This is a genomic window from Paenibacillus sp. AD87, assembly GCF_001659845.1.
Classification (GTDB): domain Bacteria; phylum Bacillota; class Bacilli; order Paenibacillales; family Paenibacillaceae; genus Paenibacillus; species Paenibacillus marchantiae.
On the sequence record NZ_LXQN01000019.1, the window covers coordinates 262,263 to 274,272 of the forward strand.

Here is a 12,010-nt window from a genome sequence, read left to right on the forward strand (position 1 = left end):
GGCATCCAAAATAAGGATACAGGGCCACATGCGTTGCAGAAAGACAATTCCTCTGCTATTATTTAGACATCTAATATTTAGACATCTAAATAATAGAACTGTTATTTATTTTCGGTTTCTTTATGAAAGGAGCTTGAGAACCATGTTGAGAATGAAAGACAAAGTAGCCCTTGTAACTGGAGGCGCTTCTGGAATAGGATTGTCCGCAGCCCAATTGATGGCGAGAGAAGGAGCAAAAGTCGTTATTGCTGATTTCAATGTCAATGGGGCAAAAGAAGCGGCAGGGAATATTCAGGCTCAAGGCGGAGAAGCAGTAGCCGTTTTTGTTGATGCCGGAGACGAATTTTCGATTAAGGAAGCTGTGGATTTTACGGTGCAGCAATATGGTAAGCTCACGAGTCTGTTCAACAACGTTGGCCTGACTAACCTGAAGAAGGATTTGGACGTGGTTAACGTAGATCTGGACGAGTGGGATCGGCTGATGAACGTGAATCTGAAAAGCGTGTTGCTCGGCTGTAGATTCGCCATCCCTCATATGATTGAAGCGGGTGAGGGTTCCATCATTAATACGGCCTCCATGGCTGGCTTTACAGGCGATGCGGTGCGGGTTGCTTACGGTGCCTCAAAAGCAGGAGTAGTGAATCTAACAAGGTATATTGCCACCCAATATGGCAAACATAACATTCGTTGCAATGCTGTCGCACCTGGATTGATCTTGACCCCGGCAGCCCAGAATAATATGCCTCCGGATGTATTGGATATGTTCGCAAAATATAACGCGCTGCCTTATCACGGGGAACCCGATGATATTGGATACACTGTCTTATTTCTGGCCTCAGACGAGTCCAAATTCATGACCGGACAGACCATCCAGGTTGAAGGCGGCCATTATATTGCCAACCCAACCGTTCCGGATTTTGAACAGTTTATGAAATCACACAATACGCCTAGCAACTAAAGCAGCATCGTATAAATAAATTACGTTAGGAGCGTTTCATATGGGAAGATTAGATAATAAAGTAGCTATCATTACAGGTGGAGCATCAGGAATTGGTGAAGGCATGGTTGATCTCTTTGCAAAGGAAGGCGCCATCGTTATTGCTGCAGACATTAATGAGGAAGCGCTGGAGAAAGCAAGCCAAAAAGAGAATGTGTACGGAATGAAGTTGAATGTTTCCTCCGATGAAGATTGGGAGATTTTAGCCAAAGTAGTTAACGAACGTTTTGGTAGAATTGATATTCTGGTTAACAATGCAGGCATTTCTTCAGAGAAGCCGTTTGAGGAAATCAATGCGCAGGATTGGCAGAAAATGCTCTCCATTAATGGCTTTGGCCCATTTGCTGGTATGAAACATGTAGCTCCGTATATGGCAGCACAAAAGAAAGGTTCCATCGTCAATATCTCTTCATACACCGCATTGATTGGACAAGGCTTTAACCACTATTCAGCATCCAAAGGGGCAGTACGCGCATTATCCAAAGCTGCGGCAACAACTTTTGGTCGTCAAGGTGTTCGGGTGAATGCTCTCTTCCCTGGGATCATCGAAACACCAATGACTCAAGCCTTGAACACATCGAAGGAACTGCTTGACCGACTCGTTCAGGCAACGCCTCTGCAACGTCTGGGGCAGGCTATCGATATTGCCAACGCTGCATTGTTCCTGGCTTCGGATGATTCTTCTTACATTACAGGATCTGAGCTGGTTATCGATGGTGGATACTCAGCCCAATAGCGTGTAAAATGATGACAGCCCTTAAGTTGAATAAGGGCTGTTGTTTTATTTTTGCGAGGAGGAACACATGGAAGAACAGAACATTTTTGAGCTTATACACAACATGGACAATTTCACCAATAAATTGATTATACAGTGGAACAAATCGTTTAATGAGGACCTCGGTGTCTCTCATGTGCTTGTACTCAGTCATCTCAATCAAAATGGAAAAAGCCGACCTTCGGATATTGCCAAGCTATTGGGCCTGACCCCACCTACGCTCAGCTATTTAGCTGATAAGCTGGTTGCCAAGAAATTAGCCGTCAGAATGGTAGATGAAGCTGACCGCCGTATTATATATTTGAACATTACTGACAAAGGGATCGAAGTCCTCGAAAGAGCAATATTGGAGGGGCAGAAGCTGCGTAAAAATTTATTCCAGAAACTGACCGAAGAAGATCGTGCCCAATTAGTAAACATTTTTGAGAAGATGAATCGGGAGATTGAAAAATAGCCTGGAAGGGAGACAGAGGGTGATATGGAGGAACCGCTCAAAGTATATAACACCGCAGTTGAAGCTTTTCTTGAAGTGATCGGGGGAAAGTGGAAGCCCGTTATTCTATTCCATCTTACCTTTGGCAAGAAACGTAATGGTGAGCTGATGAAGCTGATCCCTGCAATCACCCAGAAAGTGTTGACTCAGCAACTTGGTGAACTAACGGAGGCGGGGGTCATTGTCCGTATTTCCCATCACCAGGTCCCGCCTAAAGTGGAGTATGAATTAACAGAGTATGGGTGGAGTCTTAAAGAGATTCTTCATCTGATGTGTAGGTGGGGCGATATACACGTGGAGAATGTTTATGGTGATCGAGGAAAAATTCTGTTTAAGCCGCCAACTACTACGGACCGTTGAGGAACTTATATAAGCCGATTCTGGAATTCACGAATCGGCTTATTATGCATTTTATTTACTTTACGGAAGGATCTTGCGCTCACGTAGATTTCTGAAAATATCCATAAACATAGCCTCAGTGTCAATAAAATCATGAAATCCGAAGCGGCGAGCTTTGGAACCATCTGCGAAGAAGTCATAATCCCACGAGAAGACAAAGTCACCAAATACCCAGGAAGAGACATCATCATAAGGGGTGTTTACCAAACCATACTTTTCAATCATGGATTTCCAAAGATCTTCTTTATCTGCCATCACTGTTGCAAGTGAGAGGGGGAGTGGAGGTGCGGTTTCCAATTCGAAAAATGCAGCGATTCTGGGCCATAGCTCATTCCAGCGAAACAGATCGCCATTGGTGATATTAAATGCCTGATTGGCACAGCGAGGTTCGGTTGCTGCCCATACAGTTGCATGAGCCAGCAATGTGGCATCAGTCATTTCAAGAAGCGAATGATACGCCCCTGGTTTCCCAGGGAATCGAAGTGGCAAGCCAAGCTCCTTGGAGATAGACGCATAAACGCCAATAACCATGGCAAGGTTCATTGGATTACCCAGGGCAAATCCACATACAACTGACGGGCGCAGGGCTGACCAGGTCCAGCTACTTCCGGGTTGCCGATTCTCGAGAAACATTTGCTGATCGACATTGAATTCAGGGGGCATATGATGTGCATCTGTTTCTTTGGCAGGTGTTTTGAATGGACCCAGATGTGCACCGTACACTTTATAACCTTGCATTAGGCTAATATGTTGGAGATTTGGAGCGATCGGTTCTATGGTATTCACCACATTGACGAGCATGGCCAAGTTGGGCTGTACCAATTCGGCCCAGGTTGGGCGATCCTGATACGCGGCGTAGAAAATATGCGTAACGGTCGTTAAATGACTCAGTTTGTCTTGTGTGTCTGCTTCGTTCAGTAAATCAGCTGATATATAACGTAACTTGGGGGCATCTTCTCCTCCGCGGCGAGATACACCAATGATATCCCATTGCGGAAGTGTCATCAGATAATCGATGAGGTTTCTTCCAATGACACCTCCAGCACCGATGACAAGCGCGGTGTAACGGGTAACCAATTGTTCGGTTTTCAATGGACATGCTCCTCTCTTCTTCTGTTCATATTGTGGGTCAGAAAAAGAAGGATGAGAAGTACGCACCTCAAAGTCATATACGTACTTTGAAGTAATATATGAGCCTGGAGCAGGATATGAGCGTTATAATCTGCACTTCAATGGATGTCACTTGCCTATAACCACAAGAAGCTGTAAAAGGAACAATCGTCCTTTCACAGCTTAGATGTATGTGTCTGTAAATTCGTCCAATTGATCGGATGTAAATAGGGTTACGCTGGGAAACCGCCTCCTGGTGGTGGCCATGCCCCGTAGAAGCGACGCAGCAGCACAATCTCGCCCAGATGGTACGAGTTATGAGATGCGATGTTGCGCAAAAGTCCGGCTTTGGTTTCGCTTGGGAAATACGGCAGAGAATCATCCAACTGCACCGTTTCGGCAATCGTTACTGCTCGATCTACCCCGTCCAGGAAGGCCTGAATATCTGCCTCCCACGCTGCTTCATCCTGAGGACCCGTATCTTCCGGCCAACTCTCCATCACATTCGCTGGAAGCTGCGGCTTTCTTCCTTCCAAATGCTCCAACATGAATTGTTGCCAGTAATGCATATGTTTCACCAATTGATAGATACTGTATGGCATATGTTCATGTTTGCGACTAGCTAGTTCTGCGCTAATGTCCGGTAGAGCGCGTGCGATACGAATATGTCCGCGTTCTCCGACTAGTGATTTGACCAGGGCTTGTCCGAATAGCTGATTGGCATCCGACATGCGGAATCATCCTCTCTTTGTTCATCTGGTTGAGTTAATGGATATGTAATTTATAGTATACAATTAAATTTTGTAAAATCAAAAATCGTAACTATTTTAAGCTACAGGATTTCTAAAGGATTCTTCATATGTTAGTATTTTTACTTAATCGGATGTATGGTGGGTGGAATATGATGCGCAATTGGGTTCGAAATGAAAATGTGCAAATGACTGCAGTTGCTTTTGCCACAGCTGTGGGAGCGCTTTTTAAAATAAATCCTTTTCGAGAAGATTACTTCCGGATTGGTCTGGGTGTAAGTATACTTTTATTTTTGCTGATGCTTATGCCGCATCTTTCTTATGTGAAGACGGGGATTTTGGCGGGGATTGCAAACTTCATTTTTCAATCAGCTGACTTACTGAATCATGTGAATTCGATCTCGATCATCGAAAGCATGCAGGATAATCTGGGCGCGGGAATGTATTATGTCGTGTTCACCTATGGCCTCAGCAAACTCAAGAACAGATTCCATGAGATACCGCCTCTTGTGCTAGGTGGATTGATTACGTGTATTGATTTTTCCTCGAATCTCGTGGAGCTATTCATTCGCGGTGTGTTGAGTGGGACCAATATCTTTTATATGAAAGAATGGCTTTATCTGCTGGTGCTCGGTGGTTTGCGAAGTTACTTTATTATCGGGCTGTATAACAGCTTTGCGGTGAGGCAGATGCGACTGCTGCATGCTGAGCAGGAGAAGCGGATGGAGCAGATGCTGAGCGTTAACTCAGGTCTGTACGGTGAAGTCTTTTATCTGAAAAAAGCCATGAATACGATTGAAGGCATTGCCGTGGACAGCTACGACCTTTATCGCGATCTCAGAGAGAAGGACTTGAACCAATACAGCCAGCGGACGCTCGGCATTGCTCAACAGATTCATGAGGTCAAAAAAGACTCCCAACGTATCCTTGCAGGTCTGTTGAAATTGTACGATAGTGAAAAATCAGTGAATATGAGCCTTTCCGAGGTACTGAACTTTGCGACCAAGGGAAATCGGAAATATAGTGAAATGTTGAACAAAAAGATTGAAATCCATATCGAGCAACAATATGATTGCGACTCCCCTTACTATATTCCTCTCTTAACTGTAATGAATAATCTGATCGCCAATGCCGTGGAAGCTATTAAGAACGACGGAACGATTCGGATTCGAGTATTGGAAGAGGGAGCCGATGTGCAATTTGTAGTCATCGATTCTGGGAAAGGTGTACCCGAGGCAAAGCGAGACGTGATCTTCGAACCGGGTTATACAACCAAATTCAATGAAGTGGGCATTGCAGCAACCGGAATTGGCCTGTCCCATGTACGTGATATCGTTCAGTCTCTGGAAGGCCGAATTAGCGTGAAATCGGCGCCGCAAGGCGAAAAGGGCTCCACATTTGTCGTATCCATTCCAAAAGCCAATCTTATTAATGAGGACGGTGCAGACGACGCTTTCTATCCAGATCGTGGGTGATGAATATAGGGCGTTATTTTGTGCCAGTCTTTTTATATTTCAAAAGTAAATGTATTCTCCATCCTCAGGAATCACGACTGAATCTAATAACTGCTGCTGTTCTATATACTGTAATAGATCCTTTCTTGATGAAGTGCAATGTCGGATGGCATCCATATGTACAGCGACAACTTTGGTGGAAGGTGAAATTTTCAAGATTGTACTGATATCATCGGGTATCATTGTAATGACGGAACCAAATAACAATTGAGCGTTGGGTGCATTGACGATGCATATCCGTGGTTTGTGCTGCTCGAACACGTGCTTAATCTGATCTGTAAGGACACAATCACCCACAATATACAACGATCCGTCGTCAGGTGTCTTCAGGATAAACCCGGATACGGGGCCAAGCAGTTTGGAGATGTTTCCTTTTGCGTGCTGACCACGAATTCTTGTAAAGTCTATACCCTCCCAGTGTCTGAACTGCTCGATAGGGAATACATTCTCGAACCCCCACGATATAATGCGTTGTTGATCCTCCGGCTGGCAAAGTACAGGTATCTTTTTATTGAGTATCTTCTTTGCCGTCTTGTCAAAGTGGTCAACATGCAAATGTGTAACGAGGATCGCATCAATGTGTTCGAAAGTTTCTAGTGGCACAGATATTGGAACAGTTGGGTTTCTACGAATATGACGTGTGAAGGGGATAGGCGGAAGTTCTCCCGCATCACTTAACATTGGATCGAGCAGAATCGTTTTCCCTTGTATGGTGATCAGGGAGGTAGCATGGCGGATGTGCTGAATGGTTAGCGTCATGGCGAAAATTCTCCTTAGATATAACATGTATTTGGCAAAATAATACCGACCGGTCTGTTTTAAAATAACATAAACCGTGCTTCTCATGCAACATCCTTGATTTTTCGTTTTCATGTATACCATGTGTATGAATGCGTGCTTGTATTAAGCCATAGGCGTATGATATTTTAAGACCAATCGGTATGAATGGAAACGGAGGGAGCATTTTGCGCAAAGGCCAAATCACCAAAGAACATATCATTCGTGAGTCGGCAGCACTTTTCAACACCAAGGGATACACCGGTGCCTCCCTGTCTGAGATTATAGAACGTTGCGGCGTTCGCAAGGGCGGGATTTATAATCATTTTGAAAGTAAAGATGAGATAGCACTGGCTGCTTTTGATTACTCGGTATCACAGATGCTGCAATTCCACTCACAGGCTCTTGAAGGCGTCACAAGTTCCAAAGACAAACTACTCGCCATATGCGGCGTTTATATTGATATGATGGAAAACAATACACTTGAAGGGGGATGCCCCCTACTAAATACTGCGGTTGAAAGTGACGATGCACACCCTTTGCTGAAAGAAAGGGCACAGCATGCCATGACCAATCTGCTGAATGAGCTGACACAGGTCCTTATTCAGGGTATGGAGCAAAAGGAATTTAGAGCAGATATTGCACTGGAGGAAGTGAGCAGCAACATCATCGCCATTATCGAGGGGGGCGTTATGTTAAGCAAGCTTTATGAAGATAGCAAGTATATCCGGCATGCCGTACTTCATATCACTCAATTTATGGATGACCGAATATTAATCCAATAATGTAATAAGGGGAAGGTGGGTTAAAATGAATATAATCATTGATGAACAGGGCAGCTCCAAGGTTGCCATCATCGAAAGTAATGACGTCGTTATTAACAATGTTCAAGACGCTCTCGATCTGATGGCCTCCGTGAACTACACAGATGACGCTCATAAAATCTTGATTGATAAATCCAACCTCACCGAAGATTTCTTCGAATTGAAGACCAAACTTGCAGGTGATATTTTGCAGAAATATGTGAATTACCAGGTTAAACTTGCCATAGTCGGAGATTTTGACGGATACAACAGCAAAAGCCCCAGAGACTTCATCTATGAGTGCAACCATGGCAAGCATGTTTTCTTTTTGAAAAACAAAGAGGAAGCACTTCAGGCTTTGCATAATATCGATTAATTTCATATTTAGAGTGGTAAGTCATGATCTATCCTTATGGAGGAGGTACCATTATGATTGCAGATTTGAAGCGAGTACCGAACGGCACCCTGGCTTGTTTTGAACGTCATTGGAAGCATGCTGCGGAGGATGTATGGTCCTTTTTGACGGAAAACGAAAAGCTTGCAAAATGGTTCTCCGAACTCGAAGTAACGGATCTTCGGGAAGGTGGAAGCATCAAGTTTAATATGTCGGATGGTACCTTTAAGGAACTCAACATTATCGAGCTTATCCCTGGCTCTGTTCTCGAATATACCTGGGCAGAAGACCGGGTTCGGTTTGAGCTATATCCAGAGCCGAATGGATGTCGTCTGTTGCTGCTCGAAACCATCCATCACATCACAAGCCATACACCTAAAGATTTAGCGGGGTGGCATGTCTGCCTGAACGTCATTGAGGCATTACTGGATGGCCGTACCTTGGAGTCTCGTGAAGCAGAATGGAAAATCTGGTACAAGCAATACCAGAAGCATGTAGACGATTTTCTCAAAATCTAGTCATATGAGACTGCCCTGTTGGGGCAATAATTATGCGGGAGGAAATACATCGTGAAGGCTAATGAGAAATTACAAACGTACGCGTTGTCTGATGTTAGCAATCTCAAAGTACATGGCAGAACGACAGGACAACGGTCGCCCTTAACCTTATTTTGGACCGGAAGCGCGGTTGAACTTCATGTAAAAGGCTCTGAGTTGTGGGTAGAAATCGAGTCTGATTATGACCTGTATGAACCTTGGATCAGCATTCTGATTAACGGTGTCCCGGTGAGCAGACAGATGTTAATAGCAGGAAAGTATTGGGTCTGCATATTCCGAGGCATGAACGAGAATGTGGTGAAAAATGTACGCATCGTCAAAGATGTACAGGCCATGAATGGAGATCCGGGCTGTTCCTTGCAGATTCATGCGGTGAAATCGGATGGTGTCTTCGTGCCTGTAGAGGAAAAACCGTACAAGATTGAATTTATCGGTGACAGTATTACATCTGGAGAAGGTGCGATCGGGGCCAAAGCGGAAGAGGATTGGATTCCGATGTGGTTCAGTGCCATACATAATTATACGGCCATGACAGCAGAAGCGCTGAATGCAGAATACCGCGTCATCTCGCAGAGCGGGTGGGGTGTGCTGACGAGTTGGGATAACAATCCGAATGCCAATATCCCTGATTATTACGAGCAAGTCTGTGGATTGGTGACCGGAGATAAGAACGCAGCACTTGGCGCAGGGGATAAGCATGATTTTAATTCCTGGCAGCCGGATGTAGTGGTGATTAATCTGGGAAGCAATGATGGAGGAGCCTTTCAGACACCAGAATGGAAGGACCCCGCTACCGGAAAGGTGTACAAGCAACGCCTGAACGAAGACGGGACTTACTATGAAGAGGATCTGGCTGCTTTTGAGAATGCCGTGACCCGCTTCCTAATTCAACTTCGAAAAAACAATCCTGAGGCGCATCTCGTATGGGCATACGGCATGCTTGGATTCCCGATGATACCAGCGATCTATCGTGCTGTTGACGCTTATACGAAACAGGCTGGAGATACGAAAGTCTCGGTTATACAGCTTCCCAATACGACCGAGGAGACGGTAGGCGCCAGAAGTCATCCGGGTGAGATATCTCATCGAAGGACTGCTGATGCGTTAGCGGAATATCTAAAGGGAATTTTAAAATAATTTTAATTTACATTTGAAATCGGAAGAGCCAGACCTCTCTTGAATTAGAGAGGTCTGGCTCTTCTTTTAGTACACCTTATACATCGGGTGGAGATGTTTATACTACGATTAATTCCCTTGTACCTGATAGCGGATCGAAATGATCTGCCCCAGCGTCTGTGTATGAATCATTTTGAAATGGGTTGGTACCGTCCCTGTTGGAAATAGGGGGATTCCTTGGCCAAGGATTTTTGGAATAATGGCAATCTCAACCTCATCGAGCAGTTGTTGTTCCAGAACGGATTGCACCAGCTGGCCTCCGCCAACAATCCAAATGTCACCGCTGGAGTCCTGCTTCAACCGGGGAATCAGGTTCTCTACAGCTTCGTCCGTAAATTGTACGTGTGGCGCAGGGGCTTGTTGGGAACGGGAAAGTACATATGTCGGGCGATCCGCATAGGGGAAATCCTCTGACAGCTTGAGCACCTCTTCATACGTAAGACGTCCCATAACTACCGATCCAATCGATGAATAAAACTTGCCATACCCGTTATCGCCACCATCACCTTCCACATCGAACAGCCAGTCTACCGAACCATCCGGTCTTGCAATGTACCCATCCAGACTCATCGCAATATATAACATGACTTTATTGTTAGACATATCAATCGCTCCCTTCTGAAATATATGATACACTCCAACTATGACAAATATTGACGTAGTTAGGTGGGGTGAATATGAATAATCGAAAACTCGCATTGATGCGACTCATGGATTCGAGAAAGAAATTTACGGCTCGTGAATTGGCGGAGCGTTTTCAGGTGTCGATCCGTACGATCCAGCGAGATCTGAATGATCTGCAGGAGTTGGGCTTTCCTTTGTATACGGAGGTTGGAGTGAACGGGGGTTATCGAGTGCTTCCTAATCGGATTTTGCCACCTCTTCAACTCACACAGCATGAGGCGTTGGGTTTGTTTATGATGATTGAATATTTGGAGAACGTCCCGGATTTTCCGTATGGATCGATTCGTGAGCATCTCGCCGAGGAATATTATTCAACTTTACCTCAGGATGTACAGGATCTGATTACACGGATGAGGCAGCACGTTACGTTCCTTCAATATCATGCTGTACAGGTCGAGGCAGTAACAACAGAGATATTAGGCGCGGCAGTAGATCAAAGAGAGATTGAATTTATATATCATTCCCGGCAGGGACATAAAAAAGTACAGGTCTTCCCCATCGGCATCTATTACGATCACGGGTATTGGTATATGCCGGCCAGGAGGAAGGATCGGGTGCTGTTGTATCGGGTGGATCGCATGCAGGAGCTGGTTATGCTGGATTCTATCGACGAGTCGGTTCCTAGTTTGAAAGAGTGGCTGAATTATAAGGAAAACAGAAAAAGCGTAGAAGTGGTGCTGCAATTCACGGATTTTGGGGCGAGAATGGCAGGATCAGATGTACTGTTCAAGTCGGTTGAAGGGAATGAGTGGAGAGGACTTGTCCCGCCTGAGGAGTTTCCTTTTACAGCGCGGAAGCTGCTCTCCTATGGGCCTGAAGTGAAGGTCATTGAGCCGCTGGAGCTGCAACAACAAGTGAGAGAGATGCTGGAACGGAGTTTGAACCAGTACGGAATGTTGTAAAGGATATTGTGTTCTCATATGGAACATATAAGAGTACCATGAAAGTAACTTATATAGGATTCACCGAATGGGGGGCTACCATGATTCAATTCATAAGAAGTTTCACGATCCGCTCTATGCAGAGTCCATGCGATGAACAACGGCGGTTGTTTGTATAGAGCTTGAAATCTATTTCCGCCATACCACTATAATGCGTATAACAAGTGTTCATCGATTGACTCTGCTGCCTTAAAGATCTTAACTTTTAAGGAGCGGAGCAAATATGAAATATATTAACGCAGACACGATCTTTCCGGAATCATTGCTAAAGGAGATCCAGCGCCACATTCCTGGTGGATTGGTGTATATCCCTAAACCGAAGGAAGCCCATCAAAAGTGGGGCGAGAATTCGGGCAGCCGGATGATTTTGAAGCAAAGAAACGATGAGATTCGCCAGCTATTCGTTGCGGGTATGTCCATCGACCAGCTCATAGAAAAATATTGTTTGTCCATCGACAGTATCAAGAAAATTGTATATTCCAAAAAGTGATTTAAGGGTTAGAGCTGCATTCGAGATATCGAATGTGGCTTTTTGTGTAGGGATTAGTTTAAATGGTTTGCTGCCTATATTGTGCGAAAGGAGACCAATACAATGAGATTATAGAACTGTTACTAACAAAACATTACGTTATCTGTGGGGG

The 12,010-nt window shown here is 44.8% G+C and carries 15 protein-coding genes; 11 read left to right on the forward strand and 4 right to left on the reverse strand.

Features of this window, described 5'->3' with window-relative positions:
• The first annotated feature begins 142 nt into the window (after positions 1–142).
• The 4 genes from gpAD87_RS24905 to gpAD87_RS24920 all read left to right on the forward strand — a co-directional run bounded on the left by gpAD87_RS24905 (position 143) and on the right by gpAD87_RS24920 (position 2,625).
• Positions 143–958 (forward strand): SDR family NAD(P)-dependent oxidoreductase, encoded by an 816-nt coding sequence (locus gpAD87_RS24905; RefSeq protein ID WP_064641539.1) that lies wholly within the window; start codon positions 143–145, stop codon positions 956–958.
• A 40-nt stretch (positions 959–998) separates the two neighbouring features.
• Positions 999–1,733, forward strand: coding sequence for an SDR family NAD(P)-dependent oxidoreductase (locus gpAD87_RS24910; RefSeq protein ID WP_064641541.1), 735 nt, complete (start codon positions 999–1,001; stop codon positions 1,731–1,733).
• A 67-nt stretch (positions 1,734–1,800) separates the two neighbouring features.
• The gene (locus tag gpAD87_RS24915; protein WP_064641542.1) at positions 1,801–2,226 is read left to right on the forward strand and encodes a MarR family winged helix-turn-helix transcriptional regulator; all 426 of its coding nucleotides are present in this window, start codon (positions 1,801–1,803) and stop codon (positions 2,224–2,226) included.
• A 24-nt stretch (positions 2,227–2,250) separates the two neighbouring features.
• Positions 2,251–2,625: a winged helix-turn-helix transcriptional regulator gene (locus gpAD87_RS24920; protein WP_063565814.1), complete on the forward strand. Its 375-nt coding sequence runs from the start codon at positions 2,251–2,253 to the stop codon at positions 2,623–2,625.
• 60 nt (positions 2,626–2,685) lie between these two features.
• On the opposite strand, the gene gpAD87_RS24925 is transcribed toward gpAD87_RS24920, so the two are convergent.
• On the reverse strand, positions 2,686–3,756 hold the full coding sequence (locus gpAD87_RS24925) for an SDR family oxidoreductase (protein WP_064641544.1): 1,071 nt from the start codon (positions 3,754–3,756) through the stop codon (positions 2,686–2,688).
• A 251-nt stretch (positions 3,757–4,007) separates the two neighbouring features.
• Positions 4,008–4,505 carry a DinB family protein gene (locus gpAD87_RS24930; RefSeq protein ID WP_064641547.1) on the reverse strand — a complete coding sequence of 166 codons (498 nt, stop codon included), beginning with the start codon at positions 4,503–4,505 and terminating at the stop codon, positions 4,008–4,010.
• A gap of 170 nt (positions 4,506–4,675) precedes the next feature.
• On the opposite strand from gpAD87_RS24930, the gene gpAD87_RS24935 reads away from it, so the two are divergent.
• Positions 4,676–5,998, forward strand: coding sequence for an ATP-binding protein (locus gpAD87_RS24935; protein ID WP_231952835.1), 1,323 nt, complete (start codon positions 4,676–4,678; stop codon positions 5,996–5,998).
• A 39-nt stretch (positions 5,999–6,037) separates the two neighbouring features.
• Here the strand turns inward: gpAD87_RS24935 and gpAD87_RS24940 are convergent, their stop codons facing one another.
• The gene (locus gpAD87_RS24940) at positions 6,038–6,796 is read right to left on the reverse strand and encodes an MBL fold metallo-hydrolase (protein WP_064641548.1); all 759 of its coding nucleotides are present in this window, start codon (positions 6,794–6,796) and stop codon (positions 6,038–6,040) included.
• A 206-nt stretch (positions 6,797–7,002) separates the two neighbouring features.
• On the opposite strand from gpAD87_RS24940, the gene gpAD87_RS24945 reads away from it, so the two are divergent.
• From gpAD87_RS24945 to gpAD87_RS24960, 4 genes are read left to right on the forward strand one after another with little or no spacing between them, the layout of a single operon-like run.
• Positions 7,003–7,599, forward strand: a complete 597-nt coding sequence (locus gpAD87_RS24945) for a TetR/AcrR family transcriptional regulator (protein ID WP_064641550.1) — start codon at positions 7,003–7,005, stop codon at positions 7,597–7,599.
• Positions 7,600–7,624: 25 nt separating this feature from the next.
• Positions 7,625–7,993, forward strand: coding sequence for a DUF4180 domain-containing protein (locus tag gpAD87_RS24950; RefSeq protein WP_064641552.1), 369 nt, complete (start codon positions 7,625–7,627; stop codon positions 7,991–7,993).
• Between the two features lie 53 nt (positions 7,994–8,046).
• Positions 8,047–8,529, forward strand: coding sequence for an SRPBCC family protein (locus gpAD87_RS24955; RefSeq protein WP_064641553.1), 483 nt, complete (start codon positions 8,047–8,049; stop codon positions 8,527–8,529).
• Between the two features lie 51 nt (positions 8,530–8,580).
• A complete protein-coding gene (locus gpAD87_RS24960) occupies positions 8,581–9,705 on the forward strand; it encodes an SGNH/GDSL hydrolase family protein (protein ID WP_064641555.1) in 1,125 nt (374 codons plus the stop codon).
• A 108-nt stretch (positions 9,706–9,813) separates the two neighbouring features.
• Here gpAD87_RS24960 and gpAD87_RS24965 read toward each other — a convergent pair whose 3' ends face one another.
• On the reverse strand, positions 9,814–10,347 hold the full coding sequence (locus gpAD87_RS24965; RefSeq protein ID WP_442950744.1) for a dihydrofolate reductase family protein: 534 nt from the start codon (positions 10,345–10,347) through the stop codon (positions 9,814–9,816).
• A gap of 74 nt (positions 10,348–10,421) precedes the next feature.
• On the opposite strand from gpAD87_RS24965, the gene gpAD87_RS24970 reads away from it, so the two are divergent.
• Positions 10,422–11,330, forward strand: a complete 909-nt coding sequence (locus gpAD87_RS24970) for a helix-turn-helix transcriptional regulator (RefSeq protein ID WP_064641557.1) — start codon at positions 10,422–10,424, stop codon at positions 11,328–11,330.
• 262 nt (positions 11,331–11,592) lie between these two features.
• Entirely contained in the window at positions 11,593–11,859 is a 267-nt protein-coding gene (locus tag gpAD87_RS24975; protein ID WP_064641559.1) for a CD3324 family protein, read from the forward strand.
• Positions 11,860–12,010 lie beyond the last annotated feature (151 nt).

Coding starts and splice junctions, on each gene's coding strand:
- gpAD87_RS24905 (WP_064641539.1), top strand. CDS start 143: ATGTTGAGAATGAAAGACAAAGTAGCCCTTGTAACTGGAGGCGCTTCT.
- gpAD87_RS24910 (WP_064641541.1), top strand. CDS start 999: ATGGGAAGATTAGATAATAAAGTAGCTATCATTACAGGTGGAGCATCA.
- gpAD87_RS24915 (WP_064641542.1), top strand. CDS start 1,801: ATGGAAGAACAGAACATTTTTGAGCTTATACACAACATGGACAATTTC.
- gpAD87_RS24920 (WP_063565814.1), top strand. CDS start 2,251: ATGGAGGAACCGCTCAAAGTATATAACACCGCAGTTGAAGCTTTTCTT.
- gpAD87_RS24930 (WP_064641547.1), bottom strand. CDS start 4,505: ATGTCGGATGCCAATCAGCTATTCGGACAAGCCCTGGTCAAATCACTA.
- gpAD87_RS24935 (WP_231952835.1), top strand. CDS start 4,676: ATGATGCGCAATTGGGTTCGAAATGAAAATGTGCAAATGACTGCAGTT.
- gpAD87_RS24940 (WP_064641548.1), bottom strand. CDS start 6,796: ATGACGCTAACCATTCAGCACATCCGCCATGCTACCTCCCTGATCACC.
- gpAD87_RS24950 (WP_064641552.1), top strand. CDS start 7,625: ATGAATATAATCATTGATGAACAGGGCAGCTCCAAGGTTGCCATCATC.
- gpAD87_RS24955 (WP_064641553.1), top strand. CDS start 8,047: ATGATTGCAGATTTGAAGCGAGTACCGAACGGCACCCTGGCTTGTTTT.
- gpAD87_RS24965 (WP_442950744.1), bottom strand. CDS start 10,347: ATGTCTAACAATAAAGTCATGTTATATATTGCGATGAGTCTGGATGGG.
- gpAD87_RS24970 (WP_064641557.1), top strand. CDS start 10,422: ATGAATAATCGAAAACTCGCATTGATGCGACTCATGGATTCGAGAAAG.
- gpAD87_RS24975 (WP_064641559.1), top strand. CDS start 11,593: ATGAAATATATTAACGCAGACACGATCTTTCCGGAATCATTGCTAAAG.